Origin of the sequence: Pseudomonas sp. R9.37 (assembly GCF_963878885.1) — a bacterium.
In the GTDB taxonomy this organism is placed as follows: domain Bacteria; phylum Pseudomonadota; class Gammaproteobacteria; order Pseudomonadales; family Pseudomonadaceae; genus Aquipseudomonas.
Genome location: NZ_CAWNZA010000022.1, coordinates 520,398 through 538,162, shown reverse-complemented (window position 1 = coordinate 538,162; position 17,765 = coordinate 520,398). Strand labels below are relative to the sequence as shown.

Genomic DNA, 17,765 nt, shown 5'->3' with positions numbered 1-17,765 from the left:
TGCCCACACCTGTGACCGGCGCTGGAAATAACAATAAAACTCTTGAGGAGTACTCGCTGTGGAAAGCCGCAAATCCGAAGCCCCAACGCTGGACCTCTCCCCGCCGCACGGCGGCTGGCTCGAACGCCTGTTCAAACTGCGTTTGCATGGCACCACAGTGAAGACCGAACTGATCGCCGGCCTCACCACGTTCATCACCATGGCCTACATCATCTTCGTCAACCCGAACATCATGGCCGATGCCGGCATCGACCACGGTGCGGCGTTTGTCGCCACGTGCATCGCCGCTGCGCTCGGTTGCCTGTTGATGGGCCTTTACGCCAACTGGCCCGTGGGGCTGGCGCCGGGCATGGGTTTGAACGCGTTTTTCACCTACACCGTGGTCGGCACCATGGGCTATCACTGGGAAACGGCGCTGGGCGCGGTGTTTGTTTCCGGGGTGTTGTTCATGGGCCTGACCCTGTCCCGTGTGCGTGAGTGGCTGCTCAACAGTATTCCCGTCAGCCTGCGCCACGCCATGGGCGCCGGCGTCGGTCTGTTTCTGGGGGTGATCGGCCTGAAAACCGCCGGCATCATCGTCGACAGCCCGGCCACGCTGATCAAGCTGGGGTCGCTGCACCAGCCCGCGCCACTGCTGGCGGCGGTGTGCTTTTTGCTGATCGCGATCCTCAGCTACCACCGGGTGTTCGGCGCAATCCTCATCAGCATCATCGCGGTCACCCTGGCCGGTTGGGGCCTGGACCTGGTGCACTACAACGGCATCCTCTCCACCCCGCCCAGCCTGGCGCCGACCTGGATGGCCATGGACGTCAAAGGTGTATTCAATGTCAGCATGATCAGCGTCGTGTTTGCATTTCTTTTTGTACACATGTTCGACACTGCCGGTACACTGATGGGCGTTGCGCAACGCGCCGGGCTGGTGGGCGCCGATGGCAAGATTCATAACCTGTCCCGCGCGCTGAAGGCCGACAGTGCCTCCAGCGTATTTGGCGCCATGGTCGGCGTGCCGCCGGTGACCAGCTATGTGGAAAGTGCTGCCGGTGTGGCCGCGGGCGGTCGCACCGGGTTGACCGCCGTGACCGTGGGCGTGCTGTTTGTGGCGGCAATGTTTTTCGCGCCCTTGGCGGGCATGATTCCCGCCTATGCCACCGCCGGTGCGCTGATTTACGTCGCCATGCTGATGATGGCGAGCATGGCCCATATCAATTGGGACGAAGCCACCGACAGCATCCCCGCCATCGTGACCGCGATCATGATGCCGCTGACGTTCTCGGTTGCCGACGGTATCGCACTGGGCTTCATCACGTATGTGGCGCTCAAGGCCGGCACCGGCAAGTACCGCGAGATTTCCATCAGCCTGTGGGTGCTGTGCGCGATTTTCATCGCGAAGTTTATCTTCCTGTAGTTCGCAGGAAACGGCCGAAAACCGCCTCACCTTCGGGTGGGGCTTTTGTACGAATGGAGGACTGCAAATGACCCTGGAAACCTGGCTGCTGTTCAGTGGCGCTGCATTGATCGTGATCCTGATCCCCGGCCCGCTTTCGCTGTTGATGATCAGCAACAGCCTGAACTACGGCCTGCGCCGTTCCTACCCGGCGTTTCTGGGCGGCGTGTTCGCCTCGATCTGCCTGTTGAGTGCCTCGGCATTGGGGCTGGGTGCGTTGCTGTTGGCCTCGGAGCAGTTGTTCAGCGCCCTGAAGGTTGTCGGTGCGCTGTACCTGTTTTACCTCGCCTGGCAGAGCTGGCAGCAATCGCGCCAACCGGCCCAGGGCGCCGTGGTGCCCCAGGCCGTGGCCGCACCGCGTTTTCGCGCCTTGTTCGGTCGCGCATTTGTGCTGGGCGCCAGCAACCCCAAGGACATCCTGTTCTTTGCCGCCTTCTTGCCGCAGTTTCTCAGCAGCGAGCACGCGTTCCTGCCGCAATTGCTGATCATGATTGCCACCTGGACCGTACTCGACTTGCTGTGCAAGCTGGCCTACGGCCTGGGCGCCCATGGGGCAGCGCGCTACCTGCGCAGCGGCAGTGGCCAGAGCTGGTTCAACCGCGTCAGCGCCGCACTGTTCGGCGCCGCTGGCATGGTGTCGCTGATCAAGGCGAGGACGGGCTCACTTTGACAAAGTAGACGCTCGGGCGGGCCGCCGGCGTGGTGGGCCACTGAATGCCGGCAACGATCCGAGCCAGGCGATTTTCGTTCATGGCGCTCTTGACGCCCATCAAGGCAACCGACCGGGGATGTGCGTTGATTGCGGCGTCAAACCAACGGTCCGTCAGCCTGGTTTCCAGCCTCACCGAGCCTTTCTCGATCCAGTGGATGGACACGTAGTACAGCGTGTTCGAAGGCGAGGAAGGATGGGTCGCGATCAACTCATGCGTCGGCTTGCGCCCGTGCCTGAGTTGCAGCTCCTGCACGTTGAACCCCTGCTGCTCCAGCGCGCGCTTGACTGCGGCGCGCTGCGCCAAGATTCGCTGAGGCTTGACCTCACGACCGCCGGATTGCAACGCAGCGTCCAACCCCGCGGCCCGAAAGTCGACCCGCGTGAAGCCCGGGGCCTTGCCTTCGTAACCGATGTGCAGCGACCTGCCCGTCCTTTCAGTGGGCCGTAACATTCTCAGTAAATCATCGGTCTGACCCGGCCCGTTGGGGGTCGAAACCAGCCAATTGTCCAGCGTCGAGCGGATATTGAGCAGGTGCGTGGCCGTCGCCGAGCGCGAAGAGTCGGTCAGTTCAATCAGCCTTGCGGCGGCCAATGTCTGGCTGCGGCGGGTCATGCTGGGAAACGCCTGCCCCACTGACTGCTCCAGCGGCCGGTCAAACAATGGGGCATGCACCTGCCACTCACCCGATACGCTGCGTGATACAGGAATGGGCTGTTCGCCCATCGCAGTGCTGGTCCAACGTTCAATATCAACACGGGCCAGCGAAACCAGCGGCTCATTGCGGGTGATGAACGCGATGCCATTCCAGGGCGCATTGTCGCCCTGATGAAGCACCCTGTAATACCCCGCCCCCGATGCGGCGAGGCTGTCATATTGGGGCCCGATGTAGACCGCGTCGTAGGGAAAGCCCGGCGGCTCCCTGTGCACATGAAACGTGCCGAACGCCGAGAGGCCGGACACGTGCCCCGTCGCATCCTGAACACGCCACTCGAACCAATAGGGGTTGGGCGCCGGTGACCGATAAATGCGGTTTTGCGTGGCGGCGCGCACCGTGGGTGGCTGCCAGTCCGGTGGCGCCTGCACGGGCGCACGCCACGGGCTGAGCACCGTTGAGCTCGACCCCGCCACCGGCTGAGGCGCATCCGCACCCAGTAACCATTCCCTGGGCTGGTGCACGTGCACAATCAGTTCGTCTTGCCCTGGCGCCTGCCGGTTTTTCAGGCGCAACGCGTGTTCGTTGCCACGCCGGTAAAGCGGGTAATGGTGTGAGTCGTCCGCCACGAACAGCTCGCCATCCAGTACATACACGCCTTTTTCACCAACACCTTTCAATGCCACGGTCCCTTGAGGCACACCGTTGATCTTGAAACGCTCCAGCCCCTTGAGTTGAGCCACCGGTGGCGGCGCCAGGCGCTCAAGTCCGCGGGCCGTCATGCGCAGCCGATGGATACGCCCCAGCACTGCCCGCGTGGCCGGCCGCACCATTCGGGCCGCCGCCACCGGCATCCTATTGGGGCCGGGAATAAAGTTAAGCAACACATCGATCGCCAGAAACGTGCTCATAAAGCCCACATCGACCGCAGCGTGGGCGTCGCCAAAGCGGTGATAGCGCCGCGCCATAAGCAGCAGCTCATGGAATTGATTAAAGATCCCGTACAGCGGGCAGAAAAAACCCACCAGCGCCCGCGTACGTGTCTCGCTTTGCTCACCAAGGCGACGGGCCCGATAAGCCTGCAGCGCCTTGCCAGAATGGCTGGCGGCTTGCGTGCGGCGCTGCAGGTCAAGCACGCTGGCGTGGTAGAGCAATGCGCGAGCGTCGCTGTGAGAGGTGGCGACAATCGCCAGCCAGCCCTGCGGGTCACTGGCAATCTGCTCACGGGCCTGGGCTTCAATCTCCTCCAGCAACGCCGTCGGCTCCAGATGCTTGATGCTGAAGGAGCGAATAAAGCCGAGCCCCCGCCAAATCCCCTTCACCATAAAAAATGCAGGCGGCAGATCAAGTGTGCTGAACAGGTGGCCTGGGCTATCGGCGCGGTCCGGATGATGGGTGATTGCCTCAAATGCCCAGCCAGGTGCGACCTGTCGCGCGAGCACTTTGGCGTTATCCGCCGATGCGCCGACACGGTTCAATGCGGCTTGGGCCTGTTGCAGGTCGCTGTACTCGGTGAGGACCCAGGCTTGCGGGGCATCGGGCCAGTAGACCACGCAACATTCGGAGCGCTGGTCCTGCACCACCACAATGCCTGCGACATAGCGGTCGTGCTGCATCGTATGGCCCACCAGATGCACCACGTGCAGTTGCAACTCATGCTGGTTTTTCAGCAAGTCTGGCGGCATGCGGGCCGCCATGGCGGTGCTAAACACACTTTGCGCGTTCGCCGACAGCCCGCCTTGCCGCGCCAGGAACAGGTGATGGTCAACGCCTGCGTGCAACGCGCGATTCAATAAGGGCGGGATGCGTCCTTCGCTGAGCGCGCGGTCGGTGCCGGCAGGCGGATAAAAAGCACGGTTGATCAATGCGTCGTACTGCCCGCCGATGTCCAGCGAAGCGACCATCTGGATCAAATAGCCGGCATTGAGCCGGTGTCGCCATTCAGGTTGCAGAAAGCGGGCGCGGTTCAATCGCCATTGCGTCCAGGGTGCCAGTGGGTCGAGGTTGTGCAGCGCCAATTGCAGCAGACTGAAGGAGGTACGCGTCGAGGTGGCAGTGAGGACAATGCCGCGATTGCCGACCGTGCAGCCGCTTGCCCATCCACAAAAGCGGCCATGAACATCGTCAGGCATTTCAATAAAAGGCTGGTCGATCAGCCACGACGCAGGGACACCGTCCTGCTGCAAACGGGCGGTCAAGGCACGGCGGGCAAACGTGTCCAAATCGGGCAGGTGCTGCTCAAGCCGCGTCTGGAAGGCCAACGCACTGCTGAGGTAAAGACGCTGCGAACGTTTGAAGTCTTTGCGCTGGGCACGCGTGGCGCCCACCCACCCCGCCGGCAATTTTTGCGCGTCAGATGCGGCCTTGCGCAGTAATTCGATGTTCGCCTGGGCCTGGCTCAGGGCATTATTGGCCGGCACCTTGAGCTGTTGCGCCAGCGCCGCCAGCAGCAGCGCGCGACTGAACCCGACCTCCGTCACTTCGCTGAAAATACGCGTGATGTCTTCAGTGCTTTTGTGCAGGCGATCGTAGCAACCCAGCAATTTTTTCAACGCCGCCAGTGCAGGCTTGCCGTCGATGGGAACGTAGCGCACAGCCAAGGTTTCACGCAGCGCATGTGCGCGCAAATCGCTGCGCTTGTCATGCTCGACACAGCGCCACAGCACCGAGCCGTCCCGGCTGCCGAGGCTCGCCTTGACGCTTCGGGTCAAGGCCTCCAGCCCGGCAAAACCGAGTACCCCGCCCTCTTCCCCAAAGGCGTAGAGCACCACGGGGAGCTGACGGGTCGGCACCCTCAGCGCGGCCGCTGTGGTCACCAGCCACACATTATGCAGTGGATAAAAAGCATCGGGCTCACTGCCCACGGCGATTGAAAGCACCTGGGTTTGATTGCCCGGGCGCGCCGAGGGCGGAGGCGGGTCCAGCACGTCGATCATTAGGTCGCGGTGGGCGGTGCCCAGCAGCTTGAGACGGTGTTGCACCTGAACCTCGCAGCGCAGCGCCTCGGTTTGAGCATGCATGAACAACCAGGCACGCCTGGGCGTCTGCGCGCCGCCGGGGCGCGCGGCCCAGAACTTCAGGTCGAGCAGTCGGTGCTCTGCACCCTGCAGCAACGAATTCAGCGCCTGGGCATGCACCGCGAGCTGCCCCTTCAGCGTCATGAATTGCTGATAAGCGAGGGTCTCGGTGCCAGGTTCATACGGATCCAGCAAGGCCAGCAGACCTTTTTCGTAACGCTTGACCTGCTGCTGCGCGGTGCGCAAGGCCAAGCCGGGTGAGGTACTGGCAAAAATTATTTCCGCGCTGCGTCGTTGCTGGTCCCATTTGAGTAACGGCTCGGCAAGAGCGCCAAGCCGGGTGCTGCCGACCCATTGTTTTCGCTCCCCTTCCACCTGCGCGAGTAACGCTGCCACAGCCACCGGCCGAGGCGGTTGTGCCGATAAAACAAAGGGGGGATCGATCCTCACGGCACACGCCAATTCGTTGTTCCATTGCCCGCGCAACAACGCTTGCGCGCCCAGCGCCAACGCATCGTCGAGCACTTCCAGGCCGCGCACAAAACCGCTCGCCGCAGACAACTGCGCGGGCTGGCATAACCCCGTACGACGACCTGACGCCAAGCATTGCCAGAGGACATGCAACTGCGCACGGTCCAACCGCAACAGGCCCTCCTGCAGGGCGGCGAAAGACGGGTACTCGTAGAACGTGCGCGCCACACCCGGCAGGTACACCACCTGCGGCGACTGTGCGGGATCACCCTCACGATAAAGGTGCAATACGCCAGGGATTACCACCGCAGGCGTGCCGGGCCACATCAGTTGCCCTACCCGTACGCTGGCCCAATCCCCGCCTGCACGTTGGCGTGCAGGCGCGGTCGGGGCATCGATCACCGCCTGCACCAGGCGCATGCCCGCCGGTGATAGCTCATCCAGTTGCCGCGCCATGAAGGCCCGGTCAGCGAACAGTTCTGCGTGCAGCTCAACCCAGCGCTCGCGGCGTGTGAGCCAGGAGCCTTGCGCCAATGTGTCCCAATAGTGGTCTGCCGCCTGCGCCAGGCGCTCAAAAAGGCGCATCGCGATGACTCGCTGCAACGCTTGCAAAGGGGTATAGGGCAACCGACGGCTTGGCTGCCCTTTTATGCTGAGCGTGGTGAATTGATTGACATTGATAGGCACCGAGGGCCGCGCCAGCAGGGATAAGGCCCGCTCGGTCAAGCTGTTGATGATCTGCGGTGCGCCCGGGCGCTTGGGCTCGGTAAACAGCAGAGTGTCCGGTTCAATCTCAAATGCTTTGCGCAGTTGAGCACGGACCACGCGCAGGATTTTGGGCGAGCGCCCTATCAGCTGTGCCAGTGCGCGCACCGATTCGCTTAAGCGCCAATCGGCAAGAGCGAGCTGATTGATCAGACGGCTGGGATGGGTAAATCGGTTGATCCGCCGGGTCAGTTGATCTCGAATGGCCTGCAATTGGGCTTCGGCGGCGGCGACAGCGTCAACGTCTTCGGGCACGGAACTGAAAGAGGGCAAAACGCCTGGGTGATCTGGGGACGAGGCCATTTGTGTTTTCTTCTGAGGAAAACGCCAGCCTAGGCATCACCGACATTCAGAGGGGCTAGATAGTTGAACGCGCAACAGGCAAAAAAAAGCCCGCAGTGTGGGCGGGCGAAAAACCAACGAAGAGCTTTGGGGGTGTGAAGCGAGGTGACGCTCAGCTACCGCGATAGGTGGAGTAGCTGTAAGGCGAAATCAGCAGGGGCACATGGTAATGGTCCTGTTCGGCGCTGATGCCAAAACGCAGCACCACCACATCCAGGAAAGCCGGCTCGGGAAGCTGCACACCGCGGGCCCGGTAATAATCGCCGGCGCTGAATTGCACCTGGTACACACCGCTGCGGTAATCGTCACCTTGCAGCAAAGGCGCGTCGCAACGGCCGTCGCTGTTGGTCACGGCGGTGGCGACCAGTTCCAGCTGCGCGCCCTCGACGCGGTACAGTTCGACCTTGATTGCGCTGCCGGGGCAGCCATGTGCGGCGTCCAAAACGTGTGTGGTCAAGCGTCCCATGGCGTCTTTGCGCCTCCCGTAGGCAGTAGAAAAGTGATCCGCACTTTTTCAGGGCAGTGAAAAAGCCGGTGACGGCTGATTAAGACACTTTCTAAAAAAATTGTACACAATAAATTCAACAAATATCCCGCGCCTCGCTGCCGCCGGCTCGCCGACCACAGCGTTGCAGCCGATAAAACCAATTCAGACGATCGCCGGCCAGCCAGCGCCCACCGCTGCGCATCCGAGAAAATCTTTTTAGCGTTTAGCTGACCAGTCAGGCAGGTTTCTTGCAGTAGCTTGAACGCAGGCCGTTCAGAAAAAATGCAGAAATTCGGGCTTACAAAGTCGGCGATAAGTTGTATACAATCACTCATCGCTACTACGACGAACAAGAAGGAAGACTGCAGTGAGCGCTGACTACCCACGCGACCTGATCGGTTACGGCAGTAACCCTCCTCACCCCCACTGGCCGGGCAAGGCACGCATCGCGCTGTCTTTCGTACTCAATTACGAAGAAGGCGGTGAGCGCAACATTTTGCACGGCGACAAAGAGTCCGAGGCCTTCCTTTCGGAGATGGTCTCGGCCCAGCCGCTGCAAGGCGAGCGCAACATGAGCATGGAGTCGCTGTATGAATACGGCAGCCGTGCCGGCGTGTGGCGCATCCTCAAATTGTTCAAAGAATTCGACATCCCGCTGACCATCTTCGCCGTGGCCATGGCCGCCCAGCGCCACCCGGATGTGATCCGCGCGATGGTCGCCGCCGGCCATGAGATCTGCAGCCACGGCTATCGCTGGATCGACTACCAGTACATGGACGAGGCCCAGGAGCGCGAGCACATGCTCGAAGCCATCCGCATCCTCACCGAGCTGACCGGCGAGCGCCCATTGGGCTGGTACACCGGACGCACCGGCCCCAACACCCGGCGGCTGGTGATGGAGGAAGGCGGCTTTCTGTACGACTGCGACACCTATGATGACGACCTGCCCTACTGGGAACCCAACAACCCCACCGGCAAGCCGCACCTGGTGATCCCCTACACCCTGGACACCAACGACATGCGCTTCACCCAGGTGCAGGGTTTCAACAAGGGCGATGACTTTTTCGAGTACCTCAAGGATGCCTTCGACGTGCTGTATGCCGAAGGCGCCGACGCACCGAAAATGCTTTCCATCGGCCTGCATTGCCGCCTGATCGGCCGCCCGGCGCGCCTCGCCGCCCTCAAGCGGTTTCTCGAATACGCCAAGGGCCATGAGCACGTCTGGTTCACCCGCCGCGTCGACATTGCCCGCCACTGGCACGACACCCACCCGTACACGGGAGCGGCGAAATGACTGCGTTCCAGACCTTGAAACCGTCGAGCCTGAGCCGCGAGGCATTCGTGACAGCCTTCGCCGACATCTACGAACATTCGCCATGGGTGGCCGAAAAGGCCTTCGACCTGGGCCAGGACGCGTCGATCGACCAGATCGAAACCCTGCACCAGCGCATGAGCGACATCCTGTTGAGCGCCGATCATGCCAGCCAGTTGGCCCTGATCAACGCTCACCCGGACCTGGCCGGCAAAGCTGCCGTCCAGGGCCAACTGACCGAAGCCAGCACCCATGAACAGGCTGGCGCCGGTATTCACCAATGCTCGAGCGAGGAGTTTTCTCGCTTCACCGAGCTGAACGATGCCTACAAGGCCAAGTTCAAGTTTCCCTTCATCATGGCGGTAAAAGGCAGCAACCGGCACCAGATCCTCGCCGCGTTCGAAACGCGCATTCACAACTCGGTGGACGCCGAGTTCAAATGCGCCCTGGCCGAGATCAACAAAATCGCGTTGTTCCGATTACTGACCCTTTAGCAGACCTGGCCCGAGCGCTCATGACGCCCAGGGCCTGGCGAGCATCCCAAGCCACTCTATTTAAGGCAGACAAGAAGAATGAAAGCTTACGCCGTACCTTTCGAGAAGTTCGTCAACTTGGCCGACGCCCGTCTGGGCACCAAGATCCTTTCGGTGACCGATGACTGGTTCGCTGACGCCAACCGCCTGTTCCAGCCGACCCCGGCTGTGTGGAAGGAGGGCGTTTTCGATGACAACGGCAAGTGGATGGACGGCTGGGAGTCGCGCCGCAAGCGCTTCGAAGGCTACGACAGCGCGGTGATCCGCCTGGGCGTGCCCGGCTCGATCAAAGGCGTGGACATCGACACTTCATTCTTCACCGGCAACTTCCCGCCGTCGGCGTCCCTGGAGGCGTGCTTCCTGGCCTCGGGCGATCCTGATGAAAACACTCAGTGGGTGGAAGTGCTGTCGGCCGTCGAGCTGCAAGGCAACAGCCACCACTACCACGAAATCAACAACGACAAAGCGTTCAGCCACCTGCGCTTCAACATCTACCCGGATGGCGGCGTAGCCCGTCTGCGCGTCTACGGCGTGCCGTTCCGCGACTGGTCGTCGGTGGGCGACAACGAACACGTCGACCTGGCCGCTGCCTTGAACGGTGGTCGTGCGCTGGCCTGCTCCGATGAACACTTCGGCCGCATGAGCAACATCCTCAACCCTGGACGTGGCATCAACATGGGCGATGGCTGGGAAACCGCACGTCGTCGCACGCCAGGCAATGACTGGGTGATCGTCGCGCTGGGTCACCCGGGCGAGATCGAAAAAATCATCGTCGACACCCTGCACTTCAAGGGCAACTACCCGGACACATGCTCTATCCAGGGCGCGTTCGTGAAGGGCGGCACCGACAGCCAGATCGAAACCCAATCGCTGTTCTGGCGCGAACTGCTGCCGGCGCAGAAACTGGAAATGCACGCTGAACACACCTTCGCCGAGCAGATCAAGGCGCTGGGCCCGATCACTCACATTCGCCTGAATGTGTTCCCGGATGGTGGTGTGAGCCGCCTGCGGGTTTTGGGCAAAGTAGCTAAATAAGCGGTGAGCCCATCGCAGGCAAGCCTGCTCCCACATTTGAATGTATTCGCACATCAACAGGTGGGAGCGGGCTTGCTCGCGAAGGCGCCAGAACACACAACACAGAATCCGGATAAGAAGACAGCCATGCGCACACTAGTGATCGAACCCCTGACCAAAGAAGCCTTCGCCCCTTTCGGAGACGTTATCGAAACCGATGGCAGCGATCACTTCATGATCAACAACGGGTCGACCATGCGCTTTCACAAGCTGGCAACGGTAGAAACCGCGCAGCCTGAAGACAACGCGATCATCAGCATCTTCCGCGCCGACGCGCAGGACATGCCGCTGACCGTGTGCATGCTGGAGAGACACCCGCTGGGCAGCCAGGCTTTCATTCCGCTGCTCGGCAACCCTTTTCTGATCGTGGTCGCGCCACTTGGCGATGCACCTGTATCGGGCTTGGTCCGCGCCTTCGTCACCAACGGCAGGCAGGGCATTAATTACCATCGCGGCGTCTGGCACCACCCGGTGCTGACGATCGAAAAGCGGGATGACTTCCTGGTGGTTGATCGCAGTGGCACCGGCAATAACTGCGATGAGCATTTTTTCAAAGAGGATGAGCGGTTGATCCTCGCCCCCCACCAATAAGAGAAGGTCTGATCACTCGACAACAGAGTGACAGGCGAGAGGTAAAGACTGTGGAAGCACATTTGATGGAATGGCTGAACCTGAGCGTGCGCTGGGTTCACATGATCACCGGCGTCGCCTGGATCGGCGCTTCGTTCTACTTCGTCTGGCTGGAAAACAACCTCAATCGCGTCAACCCCAAGGACGGCCTCGCCGGTGACTTGTGGGCGATCCACGGTGGCGGTATCTACCACCTGGAAAAATACAAACTGGCCCCGCCGACCATGCCGGACAACCTGCACTGGTTCAAATGGGAAGCCTATTTCACCTGGATGTCCGGCATCGCGCTGCTGTGCGTGGTGTTCTACGCCAACCCGACCTTGTACCTGCTGGCCCCGGGCAGCAGCCTCAGCGGTCCGGAAGGTGTGTTGCTGGGCCTCGGCTCGCTGCTGGCCGGCTGGTTCATCTACTCCTTTCTGTGCGACTCGGCCCTGGGCAAGCGCCCTGCCCTGCTCGGCCTGATCCTGTTCGTGCTGTTGATTGGCGCTGCGTACGGCTTCAGCAAAGTGTTCAGCGGCCGTGGTGCGTACCTGCACGTGGGCGCCGTGATCGGCACCATCATGGTCGGCAACGTGTTCCGCATCATCATGCCGGCCCAGCGTGCGCTGGTGGCGGCGATTGCCGAGAACCGCACGCCGGACCCGGCCCTGCCGGCCAAGGGGTTGCTGCGCTCACGGCACAACAACTACTTCACCTTGCCGGTGCTGTTCATCATGATCAGCAACCACTTCCCGAGCACCTACGGCAGCCAATACAACTGGCTGATCCTCGCAGGTATCGCGGTGGCGGCGGTGTTGGTGCGGCACTACTTCAACACCCGTCACAACAGCCAGAAGTACGCGTGGACCTTGCCGGTGGGCGCATTGGCGATGATTTGCCTGGCGTACGTGACCGGCCCGAAACCGGTGTCGACTGCTCCGGAGGTGGCCAAGGCTCCGGCTGCCATCGAGTACCAGCCGCTGCCGGAAACGGCACTGGGTGGCGGGCTCAAACCGGCTGCGCCAGCGGCACCCGCACCGGCCCCCGCCGAAGCAGCACCGGCCCAGGCATCGATTGATTTTGACAAGGTGCATGGGGTGATTCAGGAACGCTGCGCCGTGTGCCATTCGGCCAAGCCGACCAGCCCCTTGTTCAGTACCGCGCCGGCGGGCGTGATGTTTGATACGCCGCAGCAGATCCAGCAATTGGCCCCGCGCATTCAGGCGCAAGCCGTCACCAGCCAGATCATGCCGCTGGGCAACATCACCCAGATGACTCAGCAGGAGCGCGACCTGATCGGCACCTGGATCAATCAGGGGGCGCGCACAAACTGACAGCCTGATGCACATCCAAATGGGGGAGCGGGCTTGCTCGCGAATGCGATCGTTCAGTCACTGATGAGTTGAATGACACACCGCTTTCGCGAGCAAGCCCGCTCCCACAGGGGATTTGCGCCGATTTACCGATCGCGTTCCAAATGGCAATTGAATGCCAAACAACACAAAAATAAAAAGATTCGAGGTGTTGCATGTCCCAGTTAGAACCGCAGACTCCTGCCGCGCCCGCCATGGTGCGGCTGCCCCTCTTGCAACTGATTCTGGTAGGCCTGCAACACGTCTTGCTGATGTACGGCGGCGCCGTCGCCGTGCCCCTGATCATTGGCCAAGCCGCCGGTTTGAGCCGTGAAGAAATCGCCTTTCTGATCAACGCCGACCTGCTGGTTGCCGGTATCGCCACCTTGGTGCAGTCGTTCGGCATCGGCCCGGTGGGCATCCGCATGCCGGTGATGATGGGCGCCAGTTTTGCCGCCGTCGGCAGCATGGTGGCGATGGCGGGCATGCCCGGTATCGGCTTGCAGGGGATCTTCGGCGCAACCATTGCCGCCGGGTTCTTCGGCCTGTTGATCGCGCCGTTCATGTCCAAGGTGGTGCGTTTTTTCCCGCCGTTGGTGACCGGCACCGTGATCACCGCCATCGGCCTGTCGCTGTTTCCAGTGGCCGTGAACTGGGCCGGCGGAGGCAGCGCCGCCGCCACGTTCGGCTCGCCGGTCTACCTGGCGATTGCCGCGCTGGTATTGGGCACCATCCTGCTGATCAACCGTTTCATGCGCGGCTTCTGGGTGAACATCTCGGTGCTGATCGGCATGGCGCTCGGCTATGGCCTGTGCGGCATGATCGGCATGGTTGACCTCAGCGGCCTGGCCCAGGCGCCGTGGGTGCAGGTGGTGACGCCGTTGCATTTCGGCATGCCCCGGTTCGAGCTGGCGCCAATCCTGTCGATGTGCCTGGTGGTGGTCATCATCTTTGTCGAGTCCACCGGCATGTTCCTCGCCCTGGGCAAAATCACCGGTCAGGACGTCACCCCAAAAATGCTGCGCCGTGGCCTGCTGTGTGATGCCGGCGCCTCGTTTTTTGCCGGCTTCTTCAATACGTTTACCCATTCCTCGTTCGCGCAGAACATTGGCCTGGTGCAGATGACGGGCGTGCGTTGCCGCTCGGTGACGATCATGGCCGGCGCGTTTTTGATTGTGCTCAGCCTGTTGCCCAAAGCCGCCTTTCTGGTGGCCTCGATTCCACCGGCGGTCCTCGGCGGCGCGGCAATTGCCATGTTCGGCATGGTCGCGGCGACCGGGATCAAAATCCTGCAGGAAGCCGATATCACCGACCGGCGTAACCAGTTGCTGGTGGCGGTGAGTATCGGCATGGGCCTGATCCCGGTGGTGCGTCCGGAGTTCTTCGCGCAATTGCCCTTATGGATGAGCCCGATTACCCACAGCGGAATTGCCATGGCCACCCTCAGCGCGCTGTCGCTGAATGTACTGTTCAACATTCTGGGAGGTGCTGAACGCCCCGTTGTCGCCCACACGCATTGATTCCACCTGTTTTTAAAAACAACAAAAATAATAAACAACAGGAACGACGCACATGCACGCCATCCACCCAGGGCCGGCCACACGCCGCGCCCTATTCTTGCCCCACGCGCTCTCTAACAGCGCACTTGAGCCAAGGCCTGGGAGCCAGTATTCTCCGCGCCCGCTCGAATCGACTCAAAAAAAAACAGCGAATGTAAAAGCTGACTGCAGGGCCAACTTATCCCGGCCCCGCAGTGGCTGCCAAAGTGCGCAAAAGTCCCCGGAATTCGACTGCAGTTTCTGCAGCCGACGGGGATTTTTTGGCTTTTTAAACACCTTGGCGCAGCTCTTGCTAAAAGCATTAAAGCTGACCAGACAGACGATTTTTGCAGCGAACCAAAAGGCGCCACACCAGAGCGCCTGCGTAGAAAAACAACCATAAAACTTTGACTCGGGAGCAACCGAATGAAACCTATGTTGAAAGGCCTGATGCTGGCAGGATCCCTGCTGGCCGGTGGCCAAGCCGTGGCGGGCGATCTGTTGCAGTGGCAAAACAACAGCCTGACGTATCTATGGGGCAAGAACTTCACCGTCAACCCGCAGATTCAGCAGACCGTCACGTTTGAACATGCCGATGCCTGGAAGTACGGCGACAACTTCTTGTTCGTCGACCGCATCTTTTACAACGGCAAGGAAGACGGCAACGTCGGCCCAAGTACCTACTACGGCGAGTTCAGCCCGCGTTTGTCGTTCGGCAAGATTTTCGACAAGGATTTGTCATTCGGCCCGATCAAAGATGTGTTGCTGGCCTTCACTTACGAGTTCGGCGAAGGCGATAACGAGTCGTACCTGTTGGGCCCGGGTTTTGACTTGAACATCCCGGGTTTCGACTACCTCCAGTTGAACTTCTATCAACGTCAAACCGAAGGCAATCGCCCGGGTGATGGCGTCTGGCAGATCACCCCGGTCTGGTCGTACACCCTTCCAGTGGGCAACTCCAACGTGTTGATCGACGGCTTCATGGACTGGGTCGTGGACAACGACAAGAACGCCCGTGGCACTTACCACGCCAACCTGCACTTCAACCCGCAGGTTAAATACGACCTGGGCAAGGCGCTGCACTGGGGCGAGAAACAGTTGTATGTGGGTTTTGAATACGACTACTGGAAGAACAAGTACGGGATTGAAGATTCCGGCGCGTTCAAGACCAACCAGGACACCGCAAGCTTCCTGGTCAAGTACCATTTCTAAAGGTTGACTGCGATCCCCTGTGGGAGCTGGCTTGCCTGCGATAGCGATGTGTCAGCCACTACATTTGGCACAGATATACCGCTATCGCAGGCAAGCCAGCTCCCACATTTTTAGATCGGCGACAGGCCCAAGAACCTCGACAGTTCCGCGCGCTTGGCCAACGCATCCTTCCTGCCCAACTCGATCAACTCGCTGCAATACCCCGCCTCGAACAACAGGTAACTCAGCACCCCTGCCCCGCTGGTTTTGGTCGCGCCCGGCCCGCGCAGGAACAGGCGCAACGCCGCCGGCAATTCCTGGCGATGCCGCGCGGCGATCTCGTCGATCGGCTGGCTCGGCGCAATCACCAACACCTCCACCGGGGCCAGGCCCTGGATCGCCGCATCCACCGGCAACACGTGGCTGAACTGGTTCAGACGCTCGAGCAATTCGATATCGCTCTCCAGGCTGTCAATGAACGTGCTGTTGAGCATGTGCCCACCGATCTGCGCCAGGGTGGGTTCCTGGCCGGTGTAGGTGCGTTGCGTGGAAGGCTCATTGCCGCGCGGATTGCCACTCACGCCCACCACCAGCACCCGACTGGCGCCCAGGTGCAAGGCCGGGCTGATCGGCGCGGATTGGCGCACCGCGCCATCGCCGAAATACTCCTGATCGAGTTTGACCGGAGCAAACAGCAAAGGGATCGCCGAACTGGCCAGCAAGTGTTCAACCGTGAGTTGGGTGGGTATGCCGATACGCCGATGGCGCAGCCACGCATCGATAGTGCCGCCGCCCTGATAGAACGTCACTGCCTGCCCGGACTCATAGCCGAAAGCCGTGACCGCGACCGCGCGCAGGTGGTTGTTACGGATGGCCGCATCGATGCCGTCCAGGTGCAGTTTGTCTTTGAGCAATGCGCGCAACGGCGTGCTGTCGAGCAACGCGACCGGCACCTGAGCCCCCAGGCCGAGCAAGCTGTGGATCAAGAAACGACTGGCCTGGCGGATAACCCCGGGCCAGTCGCTGCGCAGCACCCGATGGCTGCGAAAGCCCTGCCAGAAGGCCGTGAGGCGCTCGATGGCAGCGGTGAAATCAGTCGCGCCGCTGGCAAGACTCACCGCATTGATCGCCCCTGCTGACGTGCCGACGATCACCGGAAAGGGATTGGGCGCCCCTGGCGGCAGCAATTCGGCAATCGCTGCCAGAACCCCCACCTGATACGCCGCTCGCGCCCCGCCGCCGGAAAGAATCAAGCCTGTGACCGGTTCAGTTGGGCGCATTGCATCACTCCATGTGGGGCAGAAAGCGTTATCGACGGCGTTTTTCGTACAGCTTGGGTTCACCCGGTGGCCGGCTCTTGAAGCGCCGATGGGTCCACAGGTATTGCTCAGGGCATTCGCGAACCGACGCCTCGACCCACTGGTTGATGCGCAGGCAGTCGATTTCATCGGTTTCGCCCGGGAAGTCGGTCAACGGCGGGTGGATCACCAGGCGGTAACCACTGCCATCGGCCAGGCGTTCCTGGGTGAACGGCACCACCAGCGCCTTGCCCAGGCGGGCAAATTTGCTGGTGGCGGTGACGGTGGCGGCCTGAATGCCGAACAGCGGCACAAAGATACTTTGCTTGGCGCCGTAGTCCTGGTCGGGTGCGTACCAGATGGCGCGGCCGGCGCGCAGCAACTTGAGCATGCCGCGCACGTCTTCGCGTTCTACCGCCAGGGAATCGAGGTTATGCCGCTCGCGGCCACGGCGCTGGACGAAGTCGAACAGCGGGTTGCCGTGCTCGCGGTACATGCCATCGATGGTGTGTTTCTGGCCGAGCAGCGCCGCGCCGATTTCCAACGTGGTGAAGTGCAGAGCCATAAGAATCACACCCTTGCCATCCAGCTGCGCCTGCTTGAGGTGCTCCAGCCCTTCGACATGGGCCAGGCGTGCCAGGCGCTGACGTGACCACCACCAGCTCATGGCCATCTCGAAAAACGCGATGCCGGTGGAGGCGAAATTTTCCTTGAGCAGCTTCTTGCGCTCTTTGGCGGATTTTTCCGGAAAGCACAGTTCCAGGTTGCGCGCGGCGATGCGGCGGCGTTCGCCAGCCACGCGGTACATGCCCGCGCCTAATAAACGACCAATGGTCAACAACGCGCGGTATGGCAACTGGGTGATCAGCCACAGCAGGCCGAGCCCCAGCCATAGCAGCCAAAAACGCGGGTGAAAAAATACAGCTCGAAAACGCGGGCGATCCATTACAGATTCCGGTAAAGACAG

At 61.2% G+C, this 17,765-nt stretch carries 13 protein-coding genes; 9 read left to right on the top strand and 4 right to left on the bottom strand.

The genetic code is table 11. The features are described 5' to 3' along the window. Nucleotides 1-58: 58 nt before the first annotated feature. Together AACU78_RS14645 and AACU78_RS14640 are read left to right on the top strand one after the other, a co-directional pair. Complete coding sequence (locus AACU78_RS14645; RefSeq protein WP_106576522.1) at nucleotides 59-1,405, top strand: NCS2 family permease; 1,347 nt, start codon at nucleotides 59-61, stop codon at nucleotides 1,403-1,405. A gap of 67 nt (nucleotides 1,406-1,472) precedes the next feature. Further along, nucleotides 1,473-2,114 carry a LysE family translocator gene (locus AACU78_RS14640; protein WP_106576521.1) on the top strand — a complete coding sequence of 214 codons (642 nt, stop codon included), beginning with the start codon at nucleotides 1,473-1,475 and terminating at the stop codon, nucleotides 2,112-2,114. Here the strand turns inward: AACU78_RS14640 and AACU78_RS14635 are convergent. Both AACU78_RS14635 and uraH read right to left on the bottom strand, forming a co-directional pair. Beyond that, nucleotides 2,089-7,365 carry a dermonecrotic toxin domain-containing protein gene (locus AACU78_RS14635; RefSeq protein WP_106576520.1) on the bottom strand — a complete coding sequence of 1,759 codons (5,277 nt, stop codon included), beginning with the start codon at nucleotides 7,363-7,365 and terminating at the stop codon, nucleotides 2,089-2,091. The genes AACU78_RS14640 and AACU78_RS14635 overlap by 26 nt on opposite strands. 151 nt (nucleotides 7,366-7,516) lie before the next feature. Then, on the bottom strand, nucleotides 7,517-7,870 hold the full coding sequence (gene uraH / locus AACU78_RS14630) for a hydroxyisourate hydrolase (RefSeq protein WP_106576519.1): 354 nt from the start codon (nucleotides 7,868-7,870) through the stop codon (nucleotides 7,517-7,519). A gap of 388 nt (nucleotides 7,871-8,258) precedes the next feature. On the opposite strand from uraH, the gene puuE reads away from it, so the two are divergent. From puuE to AACU78_RS14595, 7 genes are all read left to right on the top strand, one after another. Further along, the gene (puuE, locus tag AACU78_RS14625; protein ID WP_106576518.1) at nucleotides 8,259-9,185 is read left to right on the top strand and encodes an allantoinase PuuE; all 927 of its coding nucleotides are present in this window, start codon (nucleotides 8,259-8,261) and stop codon (nucleotides 9,183-9,185) included. Beyond that, on the top strand, nucleotides 9,182-9,697 hold the full coding sequence (gene uraD, locus AACU78_RS14620) for a 2-oxo-4-hydroxy-4-carboxy-5-ureidoimidazoline decarboxylase (RefSeq protein WP_106576517.1): 516 nt from the start codon (nucleotides 9,182-9,184) through the stop codon (nucleotides 9,695-9,697). Before puuE ends, uraD begins: the two co-directional genes overlap by 4 nt. A 78-nt stretch (nucleotides 9,698-9,775) precedes the next feature. Then, the gene (alc, locus tag AACU78_RS14615) at nucleotides 9,776-10,771 is read left to right on the top strand and encodes an allantoicase (protein ID WP_106576516.1); all 996 of its coding nucleotides are present in this window, start codon (nucleotides 9,776-9,778) and stop codon (nucleotides 10,769-10,771) included. 126 nt (nucleotides 10,772-10,897) lie between these two features. Continuing rightward, nucleotides 10,898-11,401 carry an ureidoglycolate lyase gene (locus AACU78_RS14610; RefSeq protein WP_106576515.1) on the top strand — a complete coding sequence of 168 codons (504 nt, stop codon included), beginning with the start codon at nucleotides 10,898-10,900 and terminating at the stop codon, nucleotides 11,399-11,401. A 50-nt stretch (nucleotides 11,402-11,451) separates the two neighbouring features. Further along, nucleotides 11,452-12,753 carry a urate hydroxylase PuuD gene (locus tag AACU78_RS14605; protein ID WP_106576514.1) on the top strand — a complete coding sequence of 434 codons (1,302 nt, stop codon included), beginning with the start codon at nucleotides 11,452-11,454 and terminating at the stop codon, nucleotides 12,751-12,753. Nucleotides 12,754-12,947: 194 nt separating this feature from the next. Next, entirely contained in the window at nucleotides 12,948-14,291 is a 1,344-nt protein-coding gene (locus AACU78_RS14600; RefSeq protein ID WP_106576513.1) for a nucleobase:cation symporter-2 family protein, read from the top strand. Nucleotides 14,292-14,735: 444 nt separating this feature from the next. Next, nucleotides 14,736-15,521, top strand: coding sequence for an outer membrane protein OmpK (locus AACU78_RS14595; RefSeq protein ID WP_106576512.1), 786 nt, complete (start codon nucleotides 14,736-14,738; stop codon nucleotides 15,519-15,521). Nucleotides 15,522-15,631: 110 nt separating this feature from the next. On the opposite strand, the gene AACU78_RS14590 is transcribed toward AACU78_RS14595, so the two are convergent. After that, on the bottom strand, nucleotides 15,632-16,780 hold the full coding sequence (locus AACU78_RS14590; protein WP_106576511.1) for a patatin-like phospholipase family protein: 1,149 nt from the start codon (nucleotides 16,778-16,780) through the stop codon (nucleotides 15,632-15,634). A gap of 28 nt (nucleotides 16,781-16,808) precedes the next feature. Continuing rightward, entirely contained in the window at nucleotides 16,809-17,744 is a 936-nt protein-coding gene (locus AACU78_RS14585; protein ID WP_106576510.1) for a lipid A biosynthesis lauroyl acyltransferase, read from the bottom strand. Nucleotides 17,745-17,765: the final 21 nt, after the last annotated feature.